This is a genomic window from Moraxella tarda (assembly GCF_035181405.1).
Classification (GTDB): domain Bacteria; phylum Pseudomonadota; class Gammaproteobacteria; order Pseudomonadales; family Moraxellaceae; genus Moraxella.
The window spans coordinates 300,194-326,147 of sequence record NZ_JAYGGV010000001.1 but is presented as its reverse complement, the minus strand read 5'-3'; the positions used below and the strand labels follow the sequence as shown (position 1 = coordinate 326,147).

Here is a 25,954-nt window from a genome sequence, read left to right as displayed (position 1 = left end):
GGAAAATTTATGAATAAGCAAGACATTTTAGACAGTCTTAACCCTGAAATTGTTGCCAAGCTTCGCACTGCCATTGAAATTGGCAAATGGGAAAATGGTGTACGCCTAACAGATGAGCAACGCCAAACTTGTATGCAGGCGGTGATGGTTTGGGAACATGAATACCTGCCAACCGAAGAACGCACAGGCTATATTGAAAAACCAAAAGACAAACAGGGCAATATCATTGGTGAAGAATGCGATGTCGAGCATGAACATCATTACCCAAATGCCGAGCAGCCTGTGGTGTTTAAAAATTAATATTTAACAGCTGTTGAAGATTTTAACAAATAAAAAAAGCCATAAAATATGGCTTTTTTTATTGATACTATGAATGATTAGTGAATCAAGGGACGAATCAAACGATAGTTGGCAGCGGCTTTTCTCGCACCAAGTACACAAGCTACAAAGGTTAGCAATGTGCTAATCAACCAAAACAGACCAGAATATAGTGCAGCTTTGCGAGCAGCATCTTCGGCGGCAGCCAGAGCTTGTTCTGCTTTAAGTTTAGCATCAGCAACCGCTTGTTCGGTTTTGGCTTTGTATTCTTGATAAGCAGAAACTGCTTCGTTACGAATCTGTTGGGCTTCAGCTTCACTTAGGCCTTCGTTTTGTAACTGAACGATGATTTCATCACCAGTCAAAACATGCTCAATTTCGGCAGCACGCTGTTTGGCGTAGTCATCTAGATTTTTCCAAGTATCAATGCTGGTAAAGTCCATGTTTTTGACTTCATTTTTGGTGGTGTTAACCGTTTTTTCTACCACATTGGCAGATGCACTGATTTGCTCTTTGGAGAATGTTTCGTTGTTTTTAGCAATCCACTGTTCAATGTCTTCGCGGCTGATGTTGCCAGTGGCTTGCTGATAAAGCTCTTGTGCTTTATTGGTGATACCTTCGTTTGATGATGTGTCTGAGGCGGCTGCACCTGCTACTGCTGCAGAGCTAAGAGAGCCGATAGAGCCAATAACACTGGTGGTTGCACTGGCGGTTGTGTTGATGGCAGAGCCAGCAGTGCGAACAACACTGCCCAACCCATTCATGGTTGAGAAGGTTGTGATAACAACGATGGTGGCGGCGGTCAAAATACCAATTAAGGTAGCATCTTTTGGTAAAATGTCAGTACCATCGCCAAACAAAGCCTCAGGTGCTGATGCTTTAACAGCAAAATAACCTGCCACAAAAGCACTGATTAAAGCTGTAATGATGGCATAAACTCCCGCAGCAATACCAGCACCTCGCAAATCTAATGACAAGAATGAGCCGATGACCAACGCCAAAGCGAGCATGATCATGCTAACGACCAAACCCATGATAAGTCCGGCTAAAATGCCACGCCATGAAGGTCGTCTGGCTGCTCTGAATGAATATTGCATATTTTTTCCTAATAATCAGTGATGTAAAATATTAAATATGGATTGCTGATTTCTTGCTTAAAAAGTTTTTTTTGCTCAAAAGGCAAGCCATTGATTGTTTAGGCTGACCAATAAGCCAGCGATGTTTTGATAAAATCATCAGTTAAAAAGCCATTGATTGAATCACAATTTAAATATTTTAAGTAAGATGGATTGATGAATTTTGAATTTTAAAAAAAATAATCAAAATAATTCAGACAAAATCAATCATCAATTCAATATAAGATAAATTGCCATCAACAAAAGAGGAAAAATTCCCCTTTTTGCTTCATTTGGCTTATTATAATCAAATTTATTTTTTGATGGTAGTTTTTTTAATGGCTTTGTATTATTTTTTTGTAACAATATTGTAGGTATTTAGCAATCTGTGTAATATTATATGTCATTGTAGGACATATAAATAAGATGTATCGAGCTCTATACAAGCACTCGCCAAATCACAAAACCTATTGCCAATATATGAAAAATCACACCTACCCACCAAATGGGTACGGTCAGCCCGATGGCAATCAAACCAAAAAATCCGCCCAACGCAATCCAATCGTATCGTTTTTGGTTTAAAAAATCAGCTCTTAATGCTTTAAGTTCTCTTAGCTCTTTGTCTTGTCTTGCTCCCAAAGTTGCCATTGACTGTATGCCTTGAGTCAGTAGTTTGGGCAGCTCGGTAGCTGACAGTAGCAGTTCTGGCACTTTGTTTTTGATGTCGCTGAGATTTTTGACAGGGTCAAGCTGGTCTTTGACCCATGCGGTGAGTATCGGCTTGGCAAGAGACCAAATATCAAGGTTGGGATACAGCTCACGCCCAAGCCCCTCAACATGGACAAGCGTCTTTAATAGTAGCATCAGCTGGGGCGGTATGCTCATTTGATGACGACGAGCGATGTTTAAAATTTCAAATAAAATTCCTGCAAAGTCAAGCTCGCTCATCGGCTTTGATACCACGGGGCTGACCGCACGACTCATGTCCTTAATTAAGATGTGTCTGTCGGTAGACGGAGGTATCCAGCCAGCCTGAGCAATGATGTCTACAAGTGTTGTGTAGTTGCCATTCATCACAGACAATAGCAAGCGTGCTACGACAAGCTGATCATCTTTGCTTAATTCGCCCATGATGGCACAATCTAGGCCTAGATAGCGTGGATGGGCGACTGCACCGCCATTAGGCAAGGTCTCAACAAAGATATTGCCAGGGTGCATATCGGCATGGAAAAAATTATCACGAAAAACCTGAGTAAAGAAAATTATAAGGCCATTTTTGGCAAGTTCGGCTCTGTCATAATTGAGTGCATCAAAAGTGTCGGTATGTGAAATTGGCACACCAAAAATTCGCTCAGATACCATGACAGACTTGTTTGCCAAATATACTTGTGGCACATAGATGAGCTTTGAGCCTAAGAAATTATTACGCATCTTGGTGGCGTTGGCGGCTTCTAAAGTCAAATCCAGCTCATTGAGCATGATTTGTCGATAATCTTCAACAATATCAATGATATGTACTGCACGAGCTATTTCTATACGAGCTGATAACCAAGTTGCTAGCTCTCGCAGAAGCTCAAAATCTTGTATGATGACGGATTTAATGTTGGGGCGAACAACTTTAATAACGACTTCACGCCCATCGGTCAGAGCACCAGTATGCACTTGGGCAATACTGGCAGCAGCCAGTGGCTTATCATCAAAGCGGGCAAACAACTCATTGATGGGTCTGCCCAAACCTGTTTTTGGGTCTTCAATTTGTGCTTTTAAAGTATCAACATCAAAAGGGGCGACTTTATCTTGTAGTAATGATAACTGCTTGATGATGTTAGGAGGCAAAAGGTCTGAGCGAGTAGAAAGTAGCTGCCCTAATTTTAAAAATAGTGTACCCATCTCTTCTAGGGCAAGTTTGACACCCAAAGGGTTGTGCGATTTGCCAGTGCTGGCAGGGTGCAAACGAATCAGACGCACCAATGGGGCAAGTTCTGGCACCTCATTAAGGTGGGTGTCTAGGCGATATTTGGCAGCGATGCGATAGATGGATAATAGACGGTTTTTGTGAGAGATGAGCATGACTATGATTGAGATTGATTTTTTAAAGTAGTTAAGCGTGCCTGTTCGCGTTCAATGTCAGCTTGTAGACGGAGCAGTTCTTGCTTTTTTTGACTGATTGTGGCATCAAGCTCGCCTTGGGGTGGTTGATTTGGTATGAGAGCATCAATGAATAGTGATTTGACAGATGATAGTATAGGGGTGATGATGGGTGATAGCTCTTGGGCAATCAAATAAGTATAACTGCCTGCATTTTTACCAATGATATTTTCTAGTTTGTCAAAAACATCAGGTCTAAAATCATCGGTTAGAGCTTTTATACTGGCCAAAACTTTATAATCGCCTTTTATTGGCAGGTTGCCTGACCGCCTATTACGCATAAACCTAAGTAATTCACTGGGTGTGGCAACGGTCAATAGACAATCTGGTGTGGCAGGTGGCACATCGCCTTGTGGCTCAAAAATGCTTTGGCTGACAGGCTCAAAACGCAGATGGTCATCGCAAAATAGCACATCTAATGAGATGGCGGGCTCTTGAATGATTAACCGCAAAGTTTTGCCCGTCAGCTGGTTAAGATGATAGGTGGTATTGGGATCAGCATTTAACGCCCCATTAATGATACGCTCTACCAAACCAAGTGCCAATACACTGATCATTAGCGTGCCTTAAAACCACGATGCACTGCTACGATACCACCTGTTAGGTTGTGATAATCGCAATTAACAAAGCCTGCTTGTTCCATCATGCTTTTTAAGGTGGCTTGGTCTGGGTGCATACGAATTGACTCAGCTAGATATTGGTAGCTTTCTGAGTCGTTCGCCACAATTTTACCCATGAGAGGCAAGGCGGTAAAAGAATAGAGATCATAAGCCTTTGATAGCGGTTCAAATACAGGCTTGCTAAATTCCAAGACCAACAAGCGACCACCAGGTTTTAGCACACGATGCATGGCTTCTAGGGCTTTTTGTTTGTCGGTAACATTTCTTAGGCCAAAACTGATGGTTACTAGGTCAAATGAATTTTCAGCAAATGGTTCTAGTGTTTCGGCATTGGCCAATACAAAATCAACATTATTACAGCCAGCATTAATCAGGCGAGTGCGACCAACTTCTAGCATGGCCTCATTAATATCAGATAGCACCACACGCCCTGAACGACCTACCTCACGGCTAAATACTTTTGCCAAATCGCCTGTCCCTCCTGCGATGTCAAGCACTCTTTGACCTGTGCGTACACCAGTCAAGCTGACAGCATAGCGTTTCCACAATCTATGAATGCCAAAACTCATCAGGTCATTCATGATGTCGTATTTGGTGGCAACAGAAGTGAATACTTCGGCAACTTTGCGTTGTTTTTCTTTGGCGTCTACTGTCTGATAGCCAAAATGGGTGGTTGAGCCGATATTTTTTGAGTAGCGATTTTCTGTGTCGGCTTGTCCTTGTGGTGTTTGCATGGTGGATTGACCTTGTGGTGTACCAGCAGGCAGGATATTTGGGTTGGTGAAGAGATTGTTGGTGCTGCTATCTTGACTCATGACTTTTCCAAATGAAACCAAATAATTCATGATAATGATACCACTAATCTGTCTATTTTCATACAAAAATTGGTGTATTTTAATGACAATATGTTAAAATCGTCATTAAACTGTCATATTTGATTGATAGGATATTGCAGTACTACTTTGATGGTTATTTTAGTGATTTTGTCACTTGGGTGAGCAATCAAGCATTTTTAAGTTAAGTCTTTTGGTGTATTTATGGTAAATTCAGCAAAACAGACCACGCCAGTGGCGGCAAATATTTTCTTTGCATTGTTGCTTGTGGCGGTCTGTATTTATTTTGCAATATGGGGTCTGGGATATACAGCACACCATCAGGTGCTACTGTTTGCAGTGGCAAGTTTTTTTGGCATATTCATGGCGTTCAATATTGGCGGTAATGATGTTGCTAACTCGTTCGGTACTTCGGTTGGTGCAGGCACATTATCTGTAACTCAGGCACTTGCAGTAGCGGCAATTTTTGAGGTATCGGGTGCGGTTTTGGCAGGTGCTGCGGTTACTGACACCATTCGTAGTGGTATTGTGGATATTCAGGGTCTTGGTGTATCGCCAAACCAATTCATCTATTTGATGCTATCAGCATTGGCAGCGGCTGCATTTTGGCTACTTTTTGCTACCAAAAAAGGATTGCCTGTTTCAACCACGCATGCCATTGTTGGTGGCATTGTGGGTTCTTCTGTCATGCTCGGCATTAATATTGGTGGCACAGAACTTGCATTTTCTACTGTGCAATGGTCTAAAATTGGTGAAATTGCGATTTCTTGGGTGGTATCACCGCTACTTGGTGGGGCGTTGTCATATGTTTTGTATGGTTTGATTAAGAAAAATATTTTGGCATACAATGAAAAGGTGGAAGCTCGTGTCAAGATATTAAAGGCAAGAAAAAAGACCATCAAGCGTGAACAAAAAGAATATTTTGAAAGCTTAAATGAGAGCGAAAAACTGCCCTACACCACCGCATTGCTTCGTGACCAAGAGGCTTTTGCTGAAGAAGAGTGTCATAAAGATGAACTGGAAACAGACTACTATCGTTCGTTGCATGACATTGAGCACGAACGAGATAATTTGGACACTCTAAAAGCACTGAAAAACTGGGTGCCACTCATCGCAGCGTTAGGTGCGATCATCATGACAGCAATGGTGGTATTTAAAGGCCTAAAAAATACTGGATTAAATTTATCTACTTTGCATGCTTTTTTGGTCATGGGTATGATTGGTGCGATGGTGTGGCTAACTGCTTTTATTTATACCAAGACCATCCGTGGTAAGCACAAAGAAAATTTGGGTAAAGCAACCTTTATTATGTTTAGCTGGATGCAAGTATTTACGGCGTGTGCTTTTGCATTCTCACATGGTTCAAACGACATTGCCAATGCGGTCGGTCCTTTTGTGGCAATTTTAGATGTCATCAAAGAAAATGCCATCGCTGCCAAAGCCACTGTCCCTGCACCTGTCATGTTGACCTTTGGTGTTTCACTGATTGTTGGTTTGTGGTTTATTGGCAAAGAAGTCATTCAAACTGTTGGTACAAACTTAACCGAAATGCACCCAGCGTCTGGCTTTGCAGCTGAACTTGCGGCAGCAGCGGTGGTCATGGGTGCATCAAGCTTGGGTATCCCTGTATCAAGTACGCACATTTTGGTCGGTGCGGTGCTGGGCATTGGCATGGTTAATAAAAACACCAACTGGAAGCTTATGAAGCCAATCGGCTTGGCTTGGGTTATTACGCTACCGGCAGCAGCGGGCATGAGTGCGTTGATGTTTTTGATTTTAAGTAATGTATTATAAGCCAATTAATTTTTAAGCCAATTAAAAAAACAGTTTGTGCAAGCAAGCTGTTTTTTTATTAGATGATATTGTAGATTTGGCAAGGGGTGGATTTTAAAGAAAAATCTCAAATAACCACAACGCTTTGGTGCATTTGAGATAAAATTTGATATACTAGCTATGTTTTAATTAAACATTCACTTGATGGTGATAATGAGGTATTTATGACAGAGCAAATAGAACCTACTTTGGAGCAAAGACGCATCATTTATCAGGCCAGACGAGGTCTAAAAGAGTTGGATTATTATATTGACCCTTATGTCAAGTCAAGCTATCTGATTGCACCAGACGATGAGCAGGCGGCATTTGTACGATTGCTTGAACATGAAGACCCCGATTTGTTGTTATTTTTTTTGGGGCAGCAGCGTCCAGAAGATGAGGGTGTTGCAGCACTCATTGAACGCATGAAACAACTTAAATATGCCAGCAATCAATCATAAACAATTTGCCAAGTCTAGATTTTCTAAAAACCGCCTAAGTTTAGATGTGGTGTTGCATCACCATGCCATGCCAACTGTTTGGTTGGTTTATTCATTTGTCTCATTGGTGCTGGCATGGCAAGCAAAACTGCCATGGGTGATGATTGGTGCGGTATTTGTGGTGGTGGTATTGCTGTCTTTTATGTTCATCAGTCGCCCAAAAGTTATCGCTTTTAGCTGTACTCATATTGATGAATTGTGGGATATTAAGGTGTTGACTTGGCGAGGGCGTATCTTGTATCAAGGCTACTTGGTAGACATACAGGAAATCAATGTTACAGGCAGGGCATTGTTTTTAAAATTTTATGCGATTGAGCCTAAGCGACGCACGCTTGATGTCGTTGTTCATCGCACGAAGGTGAAAGATGATGATTTTCGTAGATTGTTGGGGCTTTGTGCCATAAATACATCAAGCTTTGTTTGATTTTAAGGTAGGTTTGGTTAATAGTTGTGATTGCGTCTTTTTCACTTTAAGTATGGTTTTTATAAAAACAAGTTCAAGTTTGAGCTGTTTTTTGTTATGATGGCTACAATGGGCAAAGACGATAAATATCATAAAAAAAAAGGTGCAATATGGCAAATTTGGCATTATTTGATTTAGACATGACCATGCTTAACGTAGATAGTGATCACAGTTGGGGGCAGTTCATTGTTCATAAAGGCTTGGTTGATGCGTCCGTCTATGCCGATGCTAATGATAAATTTTATCAAGACTATATCAACGGCACACTAGATGCAGTTGCGTATAATGAATTTGTGGCGGCATTTTTAACCACCAAAACCATGACAGAGTTACACGCCTACCGTCAAGAATATTTGGATACTTGGATTGTGCCAAATATGCGTCCCAAAGCAACCGCTCGGATTAATGCTCATAAAGATGCAGGCGATACGGTTGTGGTGATTAGTGCAACCAATGATTTTGTCGTAAAGCCAATCGCTCATCTTTTTGGTGTAGATGATTTACACACGATAGCCACCGAACTTGAAATCATTGATAATCATTACACAGGAAGTGTGAGAGGCAGGCCAAATTTTAAAGATGGCAAACTGTATCATTTGAATCGTTTTATTCATGATTGTATGAATGATGGCAAAATTTTTGAACGCTTAATTGCGTATTCGGATTCAAAAAATGATTTACCACTTTTGAATTTTGCAGATGAGGCGGTATGTATAAACCCTGATGAGATTTTAAAAGAGCAGGCGGTTAAAAACGGTTGGCGTATTGAGGATTGGTCAATATAACTATTGATAATATTTTTAATGCAATATTTTGACTTTGCACCAAAGAATCAAAAATGCTACTTTTGTGATTGAATGGTTAAATTTTTTTAAATCAGTTTAAGAGAGTTTTTATTTTAATTGACACAACAAAAAGCAATGAATGATTGTCTATAACAAGAAAAAAGTCGATGATAATCATCGACTTTTTTATGTATGGTGGGGTCGGAGAGACTCGAACTCTCACACCTCGCGGCGCCAGAACCTAAATCTGGTGCGTCTACCAATTTCGCCACGACCCCAAGTTGTATACCAAGACAACTGTGCTGTCTTGATGGGCGGTATTATACGCAGTTTTCAAGATTTGGCAAGTGTTTTTTTTAAACATTGGATAAATAATTTTATAACCAATTGTTTTTTATGAATTTATTTTTTTATATATGTTTTTGATTGTTTGTATTGATGATTTGCCATATTTTGAGTGCTTGTGCCATGCTTGCCACATCGTGCACCCTTACGATATTTGCACCCTTTTGAGCGGCGAGTAGATGGGCAACCATGCCAATCATATCTCGGTCGGTGGGTTGGTGTTGGGTCATTGGTTCAAAATTATTCAAAATTTCGCCCAAAAAGCGTTTGCGAGATACACCAAACAGCATAGGAAGATTGAAATGAGTGATGATTTTATCCAAATTTGCCATCAAGGCGACATGATGAGAATAATTTTTGGCAAAACCCATGCCCACATCAATGATGATATTTTCTCGCTGTACGCCTGCATTCATCGCACGATTGATATGATGACCAAGCTCTGTGATGACATCTTCTACGACATTGCTGTAATTGGTCAAATTGTTCATATTGCTCGGCTCGCCACGAGAATGCATGATGACAACGGGCAATGCCAAACGGCTTGCCATCTCAACGGCACCATCTCGTCTTAATCCACGCACATCATTCCAGATATCTGCTCCCAAATCTACCATTTGTTCAATGACTGCAGGGCTACTGGTATCAATAGATAATAAAAGTTTGGGAAAATGATTGCGAATCTCTTTGATGATGGGTGTTAGGCGTACCAACTCCTCTTTGTCCGATACATCAGAGGCATAAGGGCGGGTGGACTCTGCTCCGACATCAATAATGTCCACACCCCATTGATTCATTTGCTCCACATGAGCTAGGGCGGTATCAATATGGACGAACCGTCCACCATCTGAAAATGAATCTGGTGTAACATTGAGTACACCCATGATGGCTGGCGTGGATAACGCTAGGGTTTTGCGATTGGTGTGTAAAATATGCTCAGTCATGGTACAATAAAAACTTGAAATCCATCATAATATCACAATTTAGGTTGTCTGTTATATCATAATATCCTAATTTTGGTTATATTGTGATTTTAAGAACTTTTACAAGGAAACTCTTTGCAATATTTTGAAAGACATGAGGGCGGAGAAAACGCCATATTGGTACATCTTGACATTCGTGAGATGATTGATCCTGATGATTTAGAAGAATTTCGCTTGCTGGTGCATTCAGCAGGGGCAAACGAACTTAAAATCATTACAGGAGGTCGCAATAAGCCCCATGCCAAATATTTTGTTGGCACAGGCAAGGCGGAGGAAATCGCTCAGGCGGTAAAGCAACATGAGGCAGATATTGTGATTTTTAATCATGATTTATCGCCCAGTCAGGAGCGTAACCTAGAAGCTTTGGTAGAATGCCGAGTACTTGATCGCACAGGCTTGATTTTAGATATTTTTGCTCAGCGTGCTAGAACCTATGAGGGTAAGTTGCAAGTGGAGCTTGCTCAGTTGTCTCATCTTGCCACTCGGTTGGTGCGTGGTTGGACACATTTGGAGCGTCAAAAAGGCGGCATCGGTTTGCGTGGACCAGGTGAAGCACAGCTTGAAACCGATCGCAGGCTTTTACAAATTCGGGTTAATCAATTAAAAAATAAGCTAGATAAAGTCAAACAAACTCGTCTGCAGGGGCGTGCCAAACGCCAAAAATCCGACATTCCTACCATATCGCTTGTTGGCTATACCAATGCTGGAAAATCCACGCTCTTTAATCTGCTTGCCGATGACAATATTTATGCCGCCGACCAGCTTTTTGCCACACTAGATCCCACGCTACGCCAAGTCAAATGGGCAGGCGTGGGCAAGGTTGTCTTGGCTGATACGGTAGGCTTTGTGCGTCATTTGCCACATGAGCTTGTGGAGAGCTTTCATGCTACTTTGGAGGAGACTTTGGAGGCGGATTTGCTCTTGCACATCATCGATGGTAGTAGTCCTGATATGCACGAACAAATTGATGCAGTCAATGCGGTGCTAGATGAAATTGGTGCAACAGCCCCTGTGCTTCTTGTGCATAATAAAATTGACAAAACTGCAGAACAGCCCACCATTCATTATAAAGAAAAAGGGGTGCCATCTCGTGTTTATGTTTCGGCTCGTGTAGGTCTTGGTATGAATGAGCTGACCCAAGCGGTGCAAGAGTTGCTGGTTGGTGATTTGTCTGAATTTAATCTTACTTTACCACATGATGCAGGTCAATTTAAAAATGCTTTACATGAGCTTGATGTCATTACTCATGGTCAATTTGATGAAACAGGGTATGAGATGCTGACAATTCGTCTTGCCCCTGCCAAGCTAAAAGAACTGCTTGGTAAATATCATCTAAACCCTTTTGATGTTTTGCCACCGCATCAGGCGAGTACTTTGATGCCAGTTTTAGAAGAGTTTGAAAGGGTGGATATTAAAAAAGATAATGACAATGATGGGCTAGACCCTTTTTGTTGGTAGATTGATAGATTCGTCTTTTTATGATAGGTTTTGTGGTAAATATACAAAAAGTAAATCATTAAGTACAAAAAACCGCCTTTTTAATATTAGGTGGTTTTTTTTGCACTTTTTTAATACCTTAAATTTTCTTGTAAGTCATCATTTTATTATAAAATAACAAATATTTTTTTAAATTGGTCTTTGTGGCTTGACCGTAATAATAGATAGTGCTTTAATAGAAAAAACTCATCACCCACAAGGAAGACCATGAAATCGCCTTATTTGACCAAGTCGCCTGTCTTTTGGTTTGGTATGTTAGCGACAGTTGCCATTGTTATCTGTGTGCGTGAGCTGGCGTTGGTCGTTTGTACTGCTTTTGGCATACCAACTGCAACCAACATTGTCGGCTTGGTGTCGTTATTTGTCGGATTGTTGGCAGTCAGATTGATGAGAGGCGGTCTGCCAAATTGGCTGTCATCATCGGCCAGTGTACTACTTGTAGATAGTGGCTTTGCTTTCTTGCCCGTATCAGCAGGGGCGGGCGTTTTGCTGTTTGGGTTGGGAGCGGATTTGCTGGCGGTATCTTTTGTGATTATTGCCAGCACTGTGGTGCCATTGTGGGCATTTGCCAAATTATCTGAAAAATGGCTAAAAAATGACCAAATCAATAATGAAGGAGAGGGTCATGCCTAACACCACACTTGATGGCACCACGATTTTTATTGCTTTTGTCATTACGCTGATTGCTCATATTGGTGCTAAATATGTTTTGCGATATCTGAACAAGTACATTCGCGGCGTACCCATGATCATCATTGCCATTGTTTTGACGCTGGTCATTTTATTTGTCATCAGATTGCCATATGAGCTTTATTATGCCAATGCTAAGGTGGTATTTGACCGCTTACTCGGTTATAGCACAGTACTGCTTGCTGTTCCGCTTGCAGGCATGAATTTTAAGGGATTGCCCATCAAAAAACTGTCCATGATTGTATTTTTGGCAAGTCTGGTTGGGGCTTTGGTGCCAATGTTGCTGGCGTATTTTGTCGGCCTAAATATGCAAAGTATTCTTGCGTTTGCTACTCGTTCGGTAACCACACCAGTTGGTCTGTCTGTCGCTCAAATCATTGATGCACCACTTGTGATGGCAAATCTGATCATCATTGTTTCGGGTATTTTGGGTGCAGGACTGTGCCGAATTTTATTTAAAAATGTTACAGATGATAGGGCAAAAGGTCTGGCACTTGGTTTGGTTGCCCATGCGATTGGCACAGTAGAGGCATGGACGATAAGCCCAACGGCAGGGCGTTATGCGGCATTTGGTCTGGCGATTAATGGATTGGTTACGGCAGTATGGTTGCCTGTGGTCGTTGTGGCACTGCTTGGTTAAAGCTTGGTTAAATAGCGATTTGGTAAATGTGATGACCGCAGGCTGTCATCACATTTAGATATTTGGCGGTATCATATCCAATTTGGTACACCGCTATGAAATCTAAGCTCCTCATCGGGGCTCTCAATCAACTCGGCTTCTACTTCACGAAAGAAATCTACTCGCTCATCGATGTTTTCATCGGTGATTGACTGAGCCAATTGGATATAATCCTCATAGTGGCGGCTTTCAGATTTTAAAAGATACTTGTAGTATCTTGCTAATTTTTCATCATCAATGACATCTGCCAATGCCGAGAACCGTTCGCATGAACGAGCTTCAATAAACGCTCCTACAATCAGTACATCAACCATTGCTGCAGGTTCCCATGTTCGTTTATGTTTGAGCAGTCCTTTGGCATAGCGACCAGCAGGTAAATGCGACCATGCAATGTCTCGTTCTTTCATGAGTGCCAACACTTGCTCATAGTGTAGCATTTCTTCACGCACCAGCTGAGCAAGTTTTTGTTGTAACTCACGGTGAAATTCATAACGAAAGATGAGATTCATCGCCGTACCTGCTGCTTTTTTCTCGCAGTTGGCATGGTCTAGCATGAGTAGTGGTAGGTTATTTTTGGCAATAGATAGCCATTTATCAGAGGTGCGTACACCCAAAAATTGATGAATGTGGCTGATGTCGGTGGTGGCTTTGGTGCGTGTTGTGATGTTGGCCAAATCGTCATCACTGCTGATATTGCTGATATTGCTGATATTGCTGATATTGCTGATATTGCTGATATTGCTGATATTGCTGATATTGCTGATATTGCTGATGGTGTTTGAATGGTGTTGCATGATGGATTGTCTGATTGGTTAAAATTGGCTGATTGAACAAATATGTAAATATTTGTTATGTCCATGTAAAAAATGGCTTAACATGACTTAATAATATTACAATACGATGATTATTTTAACATATTTAATATCTTTTTTTGAAATAATCAGTGCTGGATTTATGTAAAAATGTTAAAATCGTGATGAATCTGAGAGCTGGCTGAGTGCAGATAATGTGTGAAATAAGAATTTATCTTAATATTAACAAAAAAATATGAATGAAGAATAAATTTTAACTTATTGATTTTTATGATAAAAATTTAAAACTGATAAAAATATTAAAAATTATGATTAAAAAGGTGTTGCAAAATATGTCAAAATTGGTATTCTATTAGCCGAAGTAAGGATTTGGCAAGTATTATCTTTAAGGTTGTTACCAAAGAAAATATTTGTCATTCTTTTTATTTCATTAAAGAAAGCAATCTCGCAGAGAATGAATCGTTCATTACCTGCATTGGGCGCAGCTTTAGCGACCCAACTAAAAATGTAATGTGGAGAAACCCATGAAAAAACTACTTTTAGCATCAGCCGTCGCTGCTTTATCTATCACAGCTGCACAAGCTGCGCCTCAAGTTTACGGTAAAGCGTTCCTAACTCTTGATGTGAAAGATGACAATGGCGACAACAAAAACTTAAAAACTGAACTAAACTCTGTTGGTTCACGCATTGGCATTAAGGGTGGCGAAGCTCTAAGTGCTAATACTGACCTAGTGTATCAACTAGAATACGGTGTCGGTATTGACAACGAAAGATCAGTTCAGTTTAGCCCTCGTGACACTTATCTAGGTCTTGCAAACAAGCAATACGGTACTTTGGTAGCTGGTCGTATCTCTGGTATTGATGGTTATGTTGACTATGCCAATGTTACTGCAGGTAAGCCAGTTGGTGGTAACAATGTATTGGCCTCTTATGATGCTGACCGTGTAAACAATGCTGTTGCTTACTTCTCACCAGAGCGTAACGGTTTGCAGTTCATGGGCATGTATGCAGTGAACGAACTAAATGCAAAACGCGAATCATTTGGTATTGGTGCTAAGTATGAACCAACTGACGCTCCGTTTAAAGTTGGTGCAAGCTATGTTCAAGATGGCGAAGCTAGCAAAGCAGCTCGTGTGAGCGGTGCTTATGCCATCAGCCCAGTGTTGACTGCAGGTGCATTGTATCAAAATACTGATTTTAACACTAAAAACAACGAAAATGCGTTCACGCTGTCTGCTAACTACAAAGTGGCTCAAACACCTTTCACCACTTATGGTCAGCTAGACTTTGTTAATAATACTAAAGGTATCAAAGATACCAAAAAACAACGCATTGCAGTTGGTGGTAAATACGCATTTAACAAAGCAACCACAGGTCATATCTATGGTGCTTACCAAGCTTCTAAAAAAGCAGATGATAAAAATACTAACGCATACGGCATCGGTGCTGGCGTTGAATATAAGTTCTAATTTGGTTTAGAATCTTGTATCAAAAAACCCACTCATTTTTGAGTGGGTTTTTTTTGGCTGTATTTTGATATTTTATAAAAATGCTTGATCTGTATTGGCGTGCTAGTATTGTTAGCAACAATAAAGACTATGTAACATTTTTGTTGCTTGGTTTTTTTATTATTGTTATTAGTCATATTTATGATGTCATGCCAAGCTGGCAACCATTAAAATAATGTTATAATAAACCATTCATAACAAACCATTAACATATTCGGTTCTAACCAATGCGTAATATTCATCAACACATCAAAACCATCAAGAGATTGGCAGTCGCCACATTTTGTAGTTCTATTTTATTCATGTCTATGCCTACGATGGCAGATAATGCTCAGCTGTCAGGCTTATTTGGTCAAAAAGTACAAAAATTTTTACCCGTGCATCAGGCTTTTAATGTCAGTGTAGATGTTAATGATCATGAGGTAGAGGTTGTTTTTAAGGTAACACCAAATCACTATGTATATCGTGATAAGATTGTGCTTAATTTACCAAGTGGGGTAAAAATGTCGGCATGGCGATTCAATAAAGAACCAACAGTGATTGATGACCCAAGTTTTGGACAGGTGGCGGTCTTTGCAGAAGATGTGGTGGCTCGTGCAACACTTAGTGGCGTGGCGAACAATGCACCTGCATCTTTACGCTGGCAGGGCTGTGCCAAGGCAGGGCTGTGCTATCCGCCAGAAATAACGAAGTTTAATCTGTCGTTGTCAAATGCAGATGCCAAGACAGATTGGCAGTCAGTCAATGATCAAGCTGATCAATCTACAACCAACCAAACCAAAAGTACACAAGCTCAAACCAGTCAGGCGGTCAATTTGGCATCTAATAACGCCAATCATGTCAAGCAAGGCATTCAACAAAAATTAGTTGCAACCATGCCTAATAATACCCCTAATAACATTGTTGCACCAAGCCCAGTCGATGATCATGATATTGCTGATGATGGTGATGTAAGCGGTGCATATGATGGTAATGTCGGTGGTGCAATAAGCTTAGCTGATGATACACCTATCAATACATCTACTGTTGATGGTTTGGCAAATCATGAGCTCAGTCATGGCATTCAAAAAGATGATGTTTTTGGCATTCATGATAAACCTGTATTGGCGATTGGTTTGTTGTTTTTGGCAGGGTTGCTCCTCGCATTTACACCGTGTGTCTATCCAATGATTCCGATTGTGGCAAATATTGTTGCACGCCAAGACGGAGTTGATAGCAAAAAGGGGCTACTACTGTCCGCCTCTTATGGTGTGGGTGTATCAACGGCTTATGGATTGCTTGGTGCTTTGATCGCATGGTTTGGGCGTACGATAAATATTGTTGGTTACTTGCAAAACCCTGCTGTACTGATTGGCTTTGCAATGCTGTTTGTGGTGCTTGGCTTTTATATGTTTGATGCCATCAAGGTGGGACTTCCTGCGTTTTTGCGTGATAAATTACAGACCACATCGCAGTCTGCTGACGGTAAGTTGGGCAGTTTGGGTGGAAGTTTTTTAGCTGGAATGCTATCGGCACTTGTGGTATCCCCATGTGTGTCGGCACCGATGGCAGGGGCGTTAGCGGCGGTATCAACAAGTGGCAGTGTGGCGTTTGGCTTTTTGGCGTTGTTTGCTCTTGGGCTTGGTCTGTCTGCTCCACTCATGCTTATCGGTATGGCACAAGGCAGATTCATGCCAAAAGCAGGTACATGGATGGTGCGGGTGAAAGAGTTTTGTGGGTTGCTTTTGTTTGCGGTAGCGATTGCTTTGATTGAGCGTGTTTTTGTATCGCCTGTGGTGCTTGTTATTTGGGCATTATGGTTTGCGGTGGTAGCTGTGTGGCTGTGGCATTTGGCTAAGCTACCATTTAAGGCAGTATCAGCCTTGGCATTCATTTGGACGGCCTGTCTGTTATTGGGTGCAAGTATGGGAGCGAGCGATACTTGGCAGCCACTTGGTTTGATGAACAAAAACCAAAATCAGAGTATCGGTCATCAGGACCACCATATCACAACCTTAGCTGATTTAGATAGGATTTTGGCAAGTCATGATAAAGTGTTGGTAGATGTTACAGCCGATTGGTGTATTGAATGTCGTATTATGGAGCGTGAGTTGTTTGCACATCGCCCAGCGAGCATGGCTGATGTGCAGGTAGTGAAATTTGATATCACGGAGACAAGTGATGAAAGCCGTGCTTTGCTGATGCGTTATGACCTCATCGGACCTCCTGCGTTGCTGATGTATAAAAATGGCAAACTAGTTAAGATGATGCTTGGGCAGACAAACCGTGCGGATTTTGAAAGTGCATTGACAGCTTTTTGATGAGCTTGATGAAAGCAAGCTTAATACATAACTTTGGTATTGATTTAAAATCTTCATTTTAAATACTATAAAAACAAGTAAAATAAGCCCTCAATTGATGAGGGCTTATTTATTTTTAGGGTTTTTAAAGGATTATCTTTTTTCTTTTAGACGCTCTTCCCAGAAAGTGGCGTTTTTGATGCCCAATTTAATAGGGTCAAAAGTGTAATTGGTTACGCCAGCTTTTTTCTGCATTTCGTAGTCTTTTAGTGAGCTGATGGTTGGTTTTGCCATAAAGAACATGACTAAAATGCCCACAATATTAAGCCAAGCAGTAATACCTACACCAACATCACCCATATCCCAAATGTAGCCTGCACTATTGACACTGCCGTATGCAACAAATACCAGCACCGTAATTTTTGGAAGCCACATACTCACTTTTTGTATGCCTGTACTCATTTTGCGAGTGAGGTAGGCAATATTGACCTCGGCGATATAATAGTAAGCCAAAATGGTAGTGAAAGCAAAAAAGAAAATGGCAATGGCGATGAAATAATCACCAAATGGGCCAAAAGTTTGAGTTAATGCCATTTGTGTGAAAGCAGGCGTACCTATCTCAGCAATCGCAGGGTCTACATGCTGAACAATGAATTGACCTTGTTCTAGAGTGCCTTGTACATTATAAGTACCCATGGTCAAAATCATGAATGCTGTTGCAGAGCAAACGAGCAAGGTGTCTACATACACAGAGAATGCCTGTACTAGGCCTTGTTGAGCGGGGTGCTGTACTTCTGCTGCACCAGCATGATGAGGGCCTGTGCCTTGTCCTGCTTCGTTTGAATATACCCCACGCTTAACACCCCAGCCAATCGCCGCACCAAGACCTGCCATTGGGTTAAAAATATCGCTCATGATCAGGCTAAATATTGCAGGCACTTTATCAAGGTTCATGACCATGACCAGTAGGGCAAGCAAAATATAGCCTAATGCCATGAATGGTACAACAAACTCAGCCACGCGTGCGATACGCTTGATGCCGCCGATGGTAATGATTGCCAAAATTGCAACAACAACCGCCATGACTATCACACGATTTGCACCAACATCAGCGCCTAAAAAGTTCATCATGTTGCCATCACCTGTGATGCGAGTTACAGCACTAACCACACCGTTGGCTTGTACACCAGGCAGGAATACGCCACAAGAAATGATGGCAGCGACAGCAAATAAAATGGCATACCATTTTTGACCCAGTCCTTTTTCAAAATAATAAGCAGGGCCACCACGATACTGACCTGTCAGTGGGTCGCGTTCTTTATAAATTTGTGCCATGGTAGATTCTGCATAAGCGGTAGATGCACCCAAAAACGCCACTACCCACATCCAAAATACTGCCGATGGACCACCAAAGCCGATGGCCGCTGCCACACCTGCAATATTACCTACGCCGACACGGTTGGCAAGTGCCACTACAAAGGCTTGAAAAGATGATATGCCGTCTGCACTTTTTACACCACTAAACATCAGGCTGATCATCTCTTTGAGCATTCGTACCTGCACAAAGCGAGTGATGATAGAATAAAATAAGCCTGCACCCAAGCAAAGATAAATCAGTGCTGGACTCCAAATAATGCCATTTAGGCTACCAATAATTTGTTCCATAGTATTCCCTTGATTTTTTGGAATATTAAAATAAAATTATGATTCATTCATTGTTGGTTCATCAACATAAAAGTGCTGTAAAAGTTACATGAACACAGTACTTTAACCAAGAAAACCAAGAAGATGAATTCCCTGTTGCAATTTGCCATATTTTTGTAATAAATTCCACTAAAATTTACAATTTTTTTATATTTTTTTTACAAAAAATCTTGATTTGTTATTGTTTGTTATTAAAAAGGGTTAATTTGGTGTACTTCTTTGATGTGCTAATTTTTGTTTAAAGCTCATTTAAAAGCTTATGGCTTTTATAACTTTTGGCTTTTATAAGATGAAATCAAACTTGATTCGACTTTGTCGTTTGATGATTGTGTTGTGCTTATGTAAGGTTTTTACTTTTTAACTTGTTTTTTGCTACAATGGCATAATATCAATACGGCTTGCTTAGATTGTTAAAATTATTGTTAAAATTAAAAATTTATTAGATTACTAAAACCAGCCGAGTTGTTTTTTGTATTTTGTGTTATAGTTTGATGAAAATCCTTCACTTTAAAAAAACTTAGTTACTTAATTTAGTTACTTAATTTACCCAATTACAAGGAAAAATTTTATGAACTCTTTTAAAAAACTTGCCTCTGTTGCCTTACTTGCCAGTTCATTAGGTCTGTCTGGCTGTGGCTATAATGCTCTACAAGCTCAAGATGAGCAAGTAAATGCATCATGGTCAGAAGTGGTGAATCAATATCAGCGTCGTGCAGACTTGGTGCCAAATCTTGTTTCTGTGGTTGAGCGTTATGCTGAGCATGAGCAAGGGGTTTTTACCGAAGTGGCAGCAGCGCGCGCAGCAGCAGGTAGTGTTCAGCTGACACCAGAGATGCTTAATGATCCAAATGCCATGAAACAATATCAAGAAGCACAATCGCAGATGACCAGTGCGTTGTCTCGTTTGATGGCGATTTCGGAAAATTATCCACTGCTAAAAGCAGATGCATTATTTCAAGATTTACAATCGCAGCTTGAAGGTACAGAAAATCGCATTACGGTAGCTCGCCAGCGTTATATTCAAGATGTGCAAGGTTATAATACAACCGTTCGCCAGTTTCCAACCAATCTCACAGCGATGGTGTTTGGTATGAGCCCAAGAGCGAACTTTACGGTAGAAAATGAAAGAGCAATCTCCAGTGCACCAAGTGTTACTTTTAACAATGGCACAAATAGCAATGGCACAAATGCTAATACAACCATGAATACCGACAATGCCAAAACAGCGACCGTAGGACAATAAAATGGCAGTCTTGCCAAATTTTAATAAAATCCACAACGCTGATATTGCAAGGCTTGGATTTGTGCTGTCGGTGTTGCTATTTGTTGTGCTACTAGTACCGCAGGCACTTGCCAATTCGGCAAATATCATCACTGCTGATACTGCTGGCGATAGTTTAGAAGATGATTTGATGGCGATCGTCATTGCTGATCATGGTGCTATCAAGCAGGCGTTGGATCACAACACTACTAAAACCTTGGTGAATTCAACGCCATCGCCTTTGACCGATTCTGTAAAAGAGTTTGTTCGGCAGATTGACGGTGAACAGGCGATTGATGATGGTATTGCCACAAGTATGGCGAAAGGCCCACCTATAGCTTTTGATGCCAAAAACATCACACATGACAAACTGATATTAAATGAACCTGTTGTTGATGCAGCACACATTTTAACTGCAAGTGAAAAATCGCACTTGACAGAACAGTTGCGCGCATTGTATCAAGATAAGTTGGCACAAGCGGCTTTGGTGATTGTGCCTAGCACCGAGGGTGTGCCTATTTTTGATTATGCGATGGCGGTAGCTGATCGTTGGCAATTGGGCAATAAAGATACAGATGAGGGCTTGTTGATCGTGGTTGCGATTAATGATCGTAATTTGTACATTTTGACAGGCTATGGACTAGAAGGGGTATTAACTGATGTGGCTGTCAGTCGTATCATTCGTCATGACATTACTCCTTTATTTAAAACTGGTCAGTATGCACAAGGGCTATCAGCAGCGATAGGCAGTATCAGTGAGCGTTTGCGTGCTGACCCAGAGACTTTGCGGCGTGCTGATGACATGAGTCAAGAGCAATACTCATATGATGATGAGGGTGTTTCTTTCATAGGATTGTTGATTTTTGGGTTTGTTATTGGTTCGTTTTTGACATCAATATTAGGCAGGGTGCTTGGTGCAACGATTACCGCAGGTGGTGTGGGACTTGTTGGCATGACACTTGGTGCAGGTTTTATGTCAATTTTGGTTGCGGTCATACTCTGGGTGTTTTTATTACTTTTTAAGGGCGGCTCTGGAGGTGGCGGTTCTGGTCGTGGCGGACATGGCGGTACAGGCGGGTTGATTGTGTTGCCAAAGAGCGGTGGTTTTGGCTCAGGTGGTTTTAGCGGCGGTGGCGGCGGTTTTGGCGGTGGCGGTGCTGGTGGTTCATGGTAACATTTATGCCTATCAAGTCCAAAAAAATAAGTTAAAATGCTTTAATCTTAAAACTAATCTAAAACTGCCATAGTCATCATCAACCATTAATCATAGGTTTTGGTGTGATTTATGGCAGATTGGTAGGTGTGGCTTGTGAAGTTTTCTTAATAAAACATAAAACCGCTTTACTTTTTAATACATTCATTATTTGATTTGGCAATTTATGCAATACATTCAATCAAGAAAAAGTTTATCCAGACTGTTGCGGCAGCTTAGTTTTATCCCAATTTTGCAAAATCGCTGGCTTAATGATGATTTGCGTCATACGCTGACCCAAGCTGTTACACAGGCAGAGTCTGGCCATCGTGGCGAGATTTATTTGGTGGTTGAAAATCATTTGCCAATCAGCCGAGCCTATCATTTAGATTGTCGTGAGCGTGCACTTGAATTATTTGGCTTGCACCGTGTATGGGATACTGCTGAGAATACAGGTGTGCTGATTTATGTCAATGTTTGTGAGCGTGATTTGGAGGTTATTGCTGACAGAGGGATTGATGGCTTTGTTGATGAGGCATTTTGGCAAAATTTAATCGCAAAAGCCTTAAACGCTTGCAAACAAGGGGATTTTGCCAAGGCGATATTGGAGCTGATTGGTAACATTGGTGATTTATTGCGTATACATTATCCAGATGATGATGTTTTTGGTAATGAGTTGCCTAATGAAGTGGTGTTTTTGCAATAGCTTCTTAGCAATATTTGGGGTGCTTGATTGGACTGTCTACTATTTTAACGGTTAAATTTCAACAGGTATTTTTAGTTATTTATGTACAGCCATTGCTCATGATGATCATCATAAAATATAGCACAGCTGATGTATGAAATTTATAAAAAATAATGCGTTTTTTTTCTTGTGTTATATGGATTGTTTTGATAAAATAGTAGCTTAGTTTTATGTCCTAGTCGTGCTCGTTATCAAGTGTCATCAAGGGATGACCACGGCACACAGGTTTTTACGGAGAAGTAAATGTACGCAGTAATCAAAAGTGGTGGTAAACAGCACCGTGTTAGCGTTGGCGAGACATTAAAAGTTGAGCTACTAAAAGCTGAAAAAGGCGAAACGCTAAAAATTGAAGAAGTACTTATGATTGTTGATGGTGCTGACATTAAAATTGGTCAGCCTGTTGTTGCTGGTGCTAGCGTTGAAGCAGAGGTGGTTGAACATGGTCGTGGCAAGAAAGTGCGTATTGTTAAGCACCGTCGCCGTAAGCACTACCATAAAGAGCAAGGTCACCGTCAGTGGTTCACTGAGCTAAAGATCAAGGCAATTAACGCTTAAACCATCATTGATGACTTTATAATATTGATACTATAAAGCATCCACATAGGAGATTTTCTAATGGCACATAAAAAAGCCGCAGGTTCTACTCGTAACGGTCGTGACTCTAATCCAAAAATGCTTGGTGTAAAAGTATTTGGTGGTCAAGATGTTGTTGCAGGCAACATCATTGTTCGTCAGCGTGGCACCGAATTTCATGCTGGTCAAGGTGTTGGCATGGGTCGTGACCATACATTATTTGCCTTAACTGACGGTGTTGTTAAATTTGAGACCAAAGGTCAATTTAACCGTCGTTATGTTTCTGTTGTTGGTGAATAATTTTTTAGACATTACTTTAACGACCAAACCCAATACTTGTGTATTGGGTTTTTTACTATTAATTGTTGATCGTATATATTGGGTTATTTGCCAATCCATTGGCGTATTTTTTCTTGCTCTTCTTCGCTGGCGTTGAGCCAAAGCTGTGTGAAACCATCTAGATTGCTTTGTGTCATTGGTTGTTGGTGCTGTTCTTGTGAAGGTGTGGTAATCAAATCTTGATTTATGATGGTGTTTGCTTTTTGGTCAGATGATGCGGTATTATCACTATGATTAAAAATACTACCAATACTTTGAGTCAGTTCTTTTAATATGCTTTCTTGTCGTTCTGCTGTGCTATTTTCTTTAGAAATGACCTGACCATTTTGAATGATGGCAAGTGCTGGTGCTTTAATGTAGGCCTTGGCAGATTTGTAGTTGTTTGGTTGATTTGGCATGACTAACTGGTAGGTTTGATTGTCTTTTAAATCCGCAGTAATGGTAACATGATCAGATTTTAGATAATCGTGCTCACCACGAGATAGATCAAACATACGATCATAGCGTGCAGTGATGATGTGGCGACCAGCTTGTAATTTAAAATCTCGTTGTAGTGGTTGTAAGACACCATGGCGAATTTCTTGACTGTTAATGGCGATAACTTTAATGTTGTCATCAATCAGCAGGTGAACTTCAGCGTGTACACTGATGCCCATCAATAAAGTGGCAATACAGATGGCGATTTTTTTCATAAATTTTCTTGGTTCCCTGCTTTTTATTTCAAAAATTATGTATCGGTTTTGTGTTCAGATATTTCAAGTAGAAATGTTTCTTTGTTGATGATGTTTTTGGCCTCATCAATGGTTTTTTTTGGCACTTGTACACGAGACAAATGTGTCAATAGTGGTGAGATTTTATCCAAAACTTGAATCATGTCACCTGCGTTACGCGGTCCTTGATTTAACATATAGTCAAAAATTTGTTCAGGCAGTCGCCAATTTTTGCGTCTTAGGATTGTATCAAGTAACTTTCTTCTGTCGTCAATGTCTTCATTGGTGGGTAGGCGAAAAGTTGGTGCAAGAGATAGGCGGGTCATTAAGTCAAGCAGTCCAATTTCAAGCTCTCTGGCAGGACTTTCAGACAAAAATACCATTTGTCTGCCTTGTTCACGCACGCGGTTAATGAGATGAAATAGACCCTCTTGCCATTCACGACTACGCTCAATCAAGTGTAGATCATCAATGATGATTAAATCAAACATTTCAAGCCCAGCAAGTGCACTGACATCTTCATCGCTATTAATCATGTCATCAAAGCTTAGACTGATGGCATTTTTTTTGTGATTTTGGGTATAGTCACGGTAAATGGCTGCCGCCAAATGTGTCTTGCCAAAGCCAAAATCACCAATAATGAAAAGCTCTCGTAGATTGCCAGAGCGTAATTCATGAAGGGCTTTCAATACTGGGGTGAAACCTAAGCCAGCAAAGTCAGACAGGCTAGCGTCTTGTTTTAGGTCAAGATTGAGAGACGGTTGTGTCAAATCATTCATTAAGTATAAATCTTATCTTGTCTGTTTATTGTATTATTCAAAGTATTGCACTGTCAATATTAAACCATTATATAGCATATTTTTAGAAAAATTAGCAAGTATAATCGCTAATTTTTTAATTTTACGCTCTAATGGTTGCTTTTTGTGGGTTTTGCCAACTTACCATAGCTTGTATTGTTTTGTACCGACATACCACCTGCTTTGTAAATAAGCACTGTAAGCATGGCGAAACAGCACATTGATGACGGCAGAGACTGGCAAGGCGATTAACATACCAATAAACCCAAATAAGGCAGCTCCTGCTAACACCGAGAAAATTACCCACAGTGCGGATAATCCAATTTTGTTACCCAAAAGCAAGGGCTGTAATACATAACCTTCTAAAATCTGCCCAATGCCAAAGGCACCAATGATGAGCAGTAGGTACTTCCAATCAAAACCGAACTGGAAAAATCCCGCCACCAAAGCCAAAACGATACCCACACCAAAGCCTAGGTAAGGAACAAAACTTGCAATACCTGCACCAATACCAATAATTAATCCAAGTTTTAACCCAATCAATTCGAGTTGTACGGCATAAATTGCCCCTAGTAATATCATCACACTAAATTGACCCTTGGCAAAATTCATTAATGCTTCATCACAATCTTTGGCAATTTCAATCACTTTTGGTCTAAAATCAGGTGGAATGGCATTGGCCCATGTTTGCAGACGCTCTTGCCAATTGAGTGAAAAATAAAAGGTCAAAATCGGAATCATGATCAAAAGACCGATGTTATTAGCAGCACTCATGCCAGAAATAACCACTTGTTTGAGAACCATCTGAGCATCAGACATTTGGTAGTTGGCTTGAATAAAATGACTGACTTCATTTGAGATGACATCAAAGTCAACTTTGAGCAGTCTGTTGCTGGTAAATTGCCCTAGCCATGGACGCACAACCTCATTATACCATTTTAATAAAGTAGGTAAACCCTCCCACATCACTTGAAGCTGTGCCCATAATAGGGGGGTTAGCCAAACGATGGATAGGGCCAGTATGAGTGTGATGGATAGATACACCAGTAAGATGGCAACCACTCTGGGTAAAAAACGGTCGAAAAGATGAATGAGTGGGTTTAGAAAATAAGCCAAAATGAATGCTGCTGCAAAAGGGGCAATCACTATCCGTGCCAAGTACAAAAAATAGACAAATAAGCAAATGCCTATCAAGATGAATAAACGGCGAAAAAAAGGATCTAGGGTGCGAGGATTCATGTTATGT

The 25,954-nt window shown here is 40.7% G+C and carries 25 protein-coding genes and 1 tRNA gene; 15 read left to right on the top strand and 11 right to left on the bottom strand.

Annotated features, from left to right (window positions below; translation table 11 throughout):
• The first annotated feature begins 9 nt into the window (after positions 1-9).
• Positions 10-300, top strand: coding sequence for a YeaC family protein (locus U9670_RS01625; RefSeq protein ID WP_323841755.1), 291 nt, complete (start codon positions 10-12; stop codon positions 298-300).
• Between the two features lie 77 nt (positions 301-377).
• Here the strand turns inward: U9670_RS01625 and U9670_RS01620 are convergent, their stop codons facing one another.
• From U9670_RS01620 to ubiE, 4 genes are all read right to left on the bottom strand, one after another.
• The gene (locus U9670_RS01620; RefSeq protein ID WP_323841756.1) at positions 378-1,415 is read right to left on the bottom strand and encodes a hypothetical protein; all 1,038 of its coding nucleotides are present in this window, start codon (positions 1,413-1,415) and stop codon (positions 378-380) included.
• Between the two features lie 456 nt (positions 1,416-1,871).
• Complete coding sequence (locus U9670_RS01615; RefSeq protein WP_323841757.1) at positions 1,872-3,503, bottom strand: ABC1 kinase family protein; 1,632 nt, start codon at positions 3,501-3,503, stop codon at positions 1,872-1,874.
• Positions 3,504-3,505: 2 nt separating this feature from the next.
• On the bottom strand, positions 3,506-4,138 hold the full coding sequence (locus tag U9670_RS01610) for a hypothetical protein (RefSeq protein ID WP_323841758.1): 633 nt from the start codon (positions 4,136-4,138) through the stop codon (positions 3,506-3,508).
• Positions 4,138-5,016, bottom strand: coding sequence for a bifunctional demethylmenaquinone methyltransferase/2-methoxy-6-polyprenyl-1,4-benzoquinol methylase UbiE (gene ubiE / locus U9670_RS01605; protein WP_323841759.1), 879 nt, complete (start codon positions 5,014-5,016; stop codon positions 4,138-4,140). Before ubiE ends, U9670_RS01610 begins: the two co-directional genes overlap by 1 nt.
• A 222-nt stretch (positions 5,017-5,238) precedes the next feature.
• Between ubiE and U9670_RS01600 the strand changes: the two genes are divergently transcribed.
• The 4 genes from U9670_RS01600 (at position 5,239) to U9670_RS01585 (ending at position 8,594) form a co-directional block, all read left to right on the top strand.
• Positions 5,239-6,828 (top strand): inorganic phosphate transporter, encoded by a 1,590-nt coding sequence (locus U9670_RS01600; RefSeq protein WP_323841760.1) that lies wholly within the window; start codon positions 5,239-5,241, stop codon positions 6,826-6,828.
• Between the two features lie 203 nt (positions 6,829-7,031).
• Positions 7,032-7,307: an FAD assembly factor SdhE gene (locus tag U9670_RS01595; RefSeq protein ID WP_323841761.1), complete on the top strand. Its 276-nt coding sequence runs from the start codon at positions 7,032-7,034 to the stop codon at positions 7,305-7,307.
• Positions 7,288-7,770, top strand: a complete 483-nt coding sequence (locus U9670_RS01590) for a hypothetical protein (RefSeq protein ID WP_323841762.1) — start codon at positions 7,288-7,290, stop codon at positions 7,768-7,770. Before U9670_RS01595 ends, U9670_RS01590 begins: the two co-directional genes overlap by 20 nt.
• Positions 7,771-7,919: 149 nt before the next feature.
• A complete protein-coding gene (locus U9670_RS01585; protein ID WP_323841763.1) occupies positions 7,920-8,594 on the top strand; it encodes an HAD family hydrolase in 675 nt (224 codons plus the stop codon).
• Between the two features lie 193 nt (positions 8,595-8,787).
• Here U9670_RS01585 and U9670_RS01580 read toward each other — a convergent pair.
• A tRNA-Leu gene (locus U9670_RS01580) sits at positions 8,788-8,872 on the bottom strand.
• A gap of 132 nt (positions 8,873-9,004) precedes the next feature.
• The gene (folP, locus tag U9670_RS01575; RefSeq protein WP_323841764.1) at positions 9,005-9,883 is read right to left on the bottom strand and encodes a dihydropteroate synthase; all 879 of its coding nucleotides are present in this window, start codon (positions 9,881-9,883) and stop codon (positions 9,005-9,007) included.
• Between the two features lie 114 nt (positions 9,884-9,997).
• Between folP and hflX the strand changes: the two genes are divergently transcribed.
• From hflX to U9670_RS01560, 3 genes are all read left to right on the top strand, one after another.
• Positions 9,998-11,380 (top strand): ribosome rescue GTPase HflX, encoded by a 1,383-nt coding sequence (hflX, locus tag U9670_RS01570; RefSeq protein ID WP_323841765.1) that lies wholly within the window; start codon positions 9,998-10,000, stop codon positions 11,378-11,380.
• 246 nt (positions 11,381-11,626) lie between these two features.
• On the top strand, positions 11,627-12,052 hold the full coding sequence (locus U9670_RS01565; protein WP_323841766.1) for a CidA/LrgA family protein: 426 nt from the start codon (positions 11,627-11,629) through the stop codon (positions 12,050-12,052).
• Complete coding sequence (locus U9670_RS01560) at positions 12,045-12,749, top strand: LrgB family protein (protein WP_323841767.1); 705 nt, start codon at positions 12,045-12,047, stop codon at positions 12,747-12,749. The genes U9670_RS01565 and U9670_RS01560 overlap by 8 nt, the downstream gene beginning before the upstream one ends.
• 71 nt (positions 12,750-12,820) lie before the next feature.
• On the opposite strand, the gene U9670_RS01555 is transcribed toward U9670_RS01560, so the two are convergent.
• Complete coding sequence (locus U9670_RS01555; RefSeq protein WP_323841768.1) at positions 12,821-13,582, bottom strand: MiaE family protein; 762 nt, start codon at positions 13,580-13,582, stop codon at positions 12,821-12,823.
• Between the two features lie 542 nt (positions 13,583-14,124).
• Between U9670_RS01555 and U9670_RS01550 the strand changes: the two genes are divergently transcribed.
• The gene (locus U9670_RS01550) at positions 14,125-15,069 is read left to right on the top strand and encodes a porin (RefSeq protein ID WP_323841769.1); all 945 of its coding nucleotides are present in this window, start codon (positions 14,125-14,127) and stop codon (positions 15,067-15,069) included.
• Positions 15,070-15,335: 266 nt separating this feature from the next.
• Positions 15,336-17,408 (top strand): cytochrome c biogenesis protein CcdA, encoded by a 2,073-nt coding sequence (locus tag U9670_RS01545; RefSeq protein WP_323841770.1) that lies wholly within the window; start codon positions 15,336-15,338, stop codon positions 17,406-17,408.
• 132 nt (positions 17,409-17,540) lie between these two features.
• Here U9670_RS01545 and U9670_RS01540 read toward each other — a convergent pair whose 3' ends face one another.
• Entirely contained in the window at positions 17,541-19,052 is a 1,512-nt protein-coding gene (locus tag U9670_RS01540) for an alanine/glycine:cation symporter family protein (protein ID WP_323841771.1), read from the bottom strand.
• A 607-nt stretch (positions 19,053-19,659) separates the two neighbouring features.
• On the opposite strand from U9670_RS01540, the gene U9670_RS01535 reads away from it, so the two are divergent.
• From U9670_RS01535 to rpmA, 5 genes are all read left to right on the top strand, one after another.
• On the top strand, positions 19,660-20,334 hold the full coding sequence (locus U9670_RS01535; protein ID WP_323841772.1) for a LemA family protein: 675 nt from the start codon (positions 19,660-19,662) through the stop codon (positions 20,332-20,334).
• Position 20,335: 1 nt separating this feature from the next.
• On the top strand, positions 20,336-21,526 hold the full coding sequence (locus U9670_RS01530) for a TPM domain-containing protein (RefSeq protein WP_323841773.1): 1,191 nt from the start codon (positions 20,336-20,338) through the stop codon (positions 21,524-21,526).
• Between the two features lie 205 nt (positions 21,527-21,731).
• Positions 21,732-22,250 (top strand): TPM domain-containing protein, encoded by a 519-nt coding sequence (locus tag U9670_RS01525; protein WP_323841774.1) that lies wholly within the window; start codon positions 21,732-21,734, stop codon positions 22,248-22,250.
• 282 nt (positions 22,251-22,532) lie between these two features.
• Entirely contained in the window at positions 22,533-22,844 is a 312-nt protein-coding gene (rplU, locus tag U9670_RS01520) for a 50S ribosomal protein L21 (protein WP_323841775.1), read from the top strand.
• A gap of 60 nt (positions 22,845-22,904) precedes the next feature.
• Positions 22,905-23,162 (top strand): 50S ribosomal protein L27, encoded by a 258-nt coding sequence (gene rpmA / locus U9670_RS01515; protein WP_323841776.1) that lies wholly within the window; start codon positions 22,905-22,907, stop codon positions 23,160-23,162.
• 83 nt (positions 23,163-23,245) lie between these two features.
• Here the strand turns inward: rpmA and U9670_RS01510 are convergent, their stop codons facing one another.
• The 3 genes from U9670_RS01510 to U9670_RS01500 all read right to left on the bottom strand — a co-directional run bounded on the left by U9670_RS01510 (position 23,246) and on the right by U9670_RS01500 (position 25,947).
• On the bottom strand, positions 23,246-23,893 hold the full coding sequence (locus U9670_RS01510) for a DUF2057 family protein (RefSeq protein WP_323841777.1): 648 nt from the start codon (positions 23,891-23,893) through the stop codon (positions 23,246-23,248).
• 35 nt (positions 23,894-23,928) lie between these two features.
• The gene (locus tag U9670_RS01505; protein ID WP_323841778.1) at positions 23,929-24,690 is read right to left on the bottom strand and encodes a DnaA ATPase domain-containing protein; all 762 of its coding nucleotides are present in this window, start codon (positions 24,688-24,690) and stop codon (positions 23,929-23,931) included.
• Positions 24,691-24,849: 159 nt separating this feature from the next.
• Positions 24,850-25,947, bottom strand: a complete 1,098-nt coding sequence (locus U9670_RS01500; protein WP_323841779.1) for an AI-2E family transporter — start codon at positions 25,945-25,947, stop codon at positions 24,850-24,852.
• Positions 25,948-25,954 lie beyond the last annotated feature (7 nt).

Coding starts and splice junctions, on each gene's coding strand:
- U9670_RS01625 (WP_323841755.1), top strand. CDS start 10: ATGAATAAGCAAGACATTTTAGACAGTCTTAACCCTGAAATTGTTGCC.
- U9670_RS01620 (WP_323841756.1), bottom strand. CDS start 1,415: ATGCAATATTCATTCAGAGCAGCCAGACGACCTTCATGGCGTGGCATT.
- U9670_RS01615 (WP_323841757.1), bottom strand. CDS start 3,503: ATGCTCATCTCTCACAAAAACCGTCTATTATCCATCTATCGCATCGCT.
- U9670_RS01610 (WP_323841758.1), bottom strand. CDS start 4,138: ATGATCAGTGTATTGGCACTTGGTTTGGTAGAGCGTATCATTAATGGG.
- ubiE (WP_323841759.1), bottom strand. CDS start 5,016: ATGAGTCAAGATAGCAGCACCAACAATCTCTTCACCAACCCAAATATC.
- U9670_RS01600 (WP_323841760.1), top strand. CDS start 5,239: ATGGTAAATTCAGCAAAACAGACCACGCCAGTGGCGGCAAATATTTTC.
- U9670_RS01595 (WP_323841761.1), top strand. CDS start 7,032: ATGACAGAGCAAATAGAACCTACTTTGGAGCAAAGACGCATCATTTAT.
- U9670_RS01590 (WP_323841762.1), top strand. CDS start 7,288: ATGCCAGCAATCAATCATAAACAATTTGCCAAGTCTAGATTTTCTAAA.
- U9670_RS01585 (WP_323841763.1), top strand. CDS start 7,920: ATGGCAAATTTGGCATTATTTGATTTAGACATGACCATGCTTAACGTA.
- folP (WP_323841764.1), bottom strand. CDS start 9,883: ATGACTGAGCATATTTTACACACCAATCGCAAAACCCTAGCGTTATCC.
- U9670_RS01565 (WP_323841766.1), top strand. CDS start 11,627: ATGAAATCGCCTTATTTGACCAAGTCGCCTGTCTTTTGGTTTGGTATG.
- U9670_RS01560 (WP_323841767.1), top strand. CDS start 12,045: ATGCCTAACACCACACTTGATGGCACCACGATTTTTATTGCTTTTGTC.
- U9670_RS01555 (WP_323841768.1), bottom strand. CDS start 13,582: ATGCAACACCATTCAAACACCATCAGCAATATCAGCAATATCAGCAAT.
- U9670_RS01550 (WP_323841769.1), top strand. CDS start 14,125: ATGAAAAAACTACTTTTAGCATCAGCCGTCGCTGCTTTATCTATCACA.
- U9670_RS01545 (WP_323841770.1), top strand. CDS start 15,336: ATGCGTAATATTCATCAACACATCAAAACCATCAAGAGATTGGCAGTC.
- U9670_RS01540 (WP_323841771.1), bottom strand. CDS start 19,052: ATGGAACAAATTATTGGTAGCCTAAATGGCATTATTTGGAGTCCAGCA.
- U9670_RS01535 (WP_323841772.1), top strand. CDS start 19,660: ATGAACTCTTTTAAAAAACTTGCCTCTGTTGCCTTACTTGCCAGTTCA.
- U9670_RS01530 (WP_323841773.1), top strand. CDS start 20,336: ATGGCAGTCTTGCCAAATTTTAATAAAATCCACAACGCTGATATTGCA.
- U9670_RS01525 (WP_323841774.1), top strand. CDS start 21,732: ATGCAATACATTCAATCAAGAAAAAGTTTATCCAGACTGTTGCGGCAG.
- rplU (WP_323841775.1), top strand. CDS start 22,533: ATGTACGCAGTAATCAAAAGTGGTGGTAAACAGCACCGTGTTAGCGTT.
- rpmA (WP_323841776.1), top strand. CDS start 22,905: ATGGCACATAAAAAAGCCGCAGGTTCTACTCGTAACGGTCGTGACTCT.
- U9670_RS01510 (WP_323841777.1), bottom strand. CDS start 23,893: ATGAAAAAAATCGCCATCTGTATTGCCACTTTATTGATGGGCATCAGT.
- U9670_RS01505 (WP_323841778.1), bottom strand. CDS start 24,690: ATGAATGATTTGACACAACCGTCTCTCAATCTTGACCTAAAACAAGAC.
- U9670_RS01500 (WP_323841779.1), bottom strand. CDS start 25,947: ATGAATCCTCGCACCCTAGATCCTTTTTTTCGCCGTTTATTCATCTTG.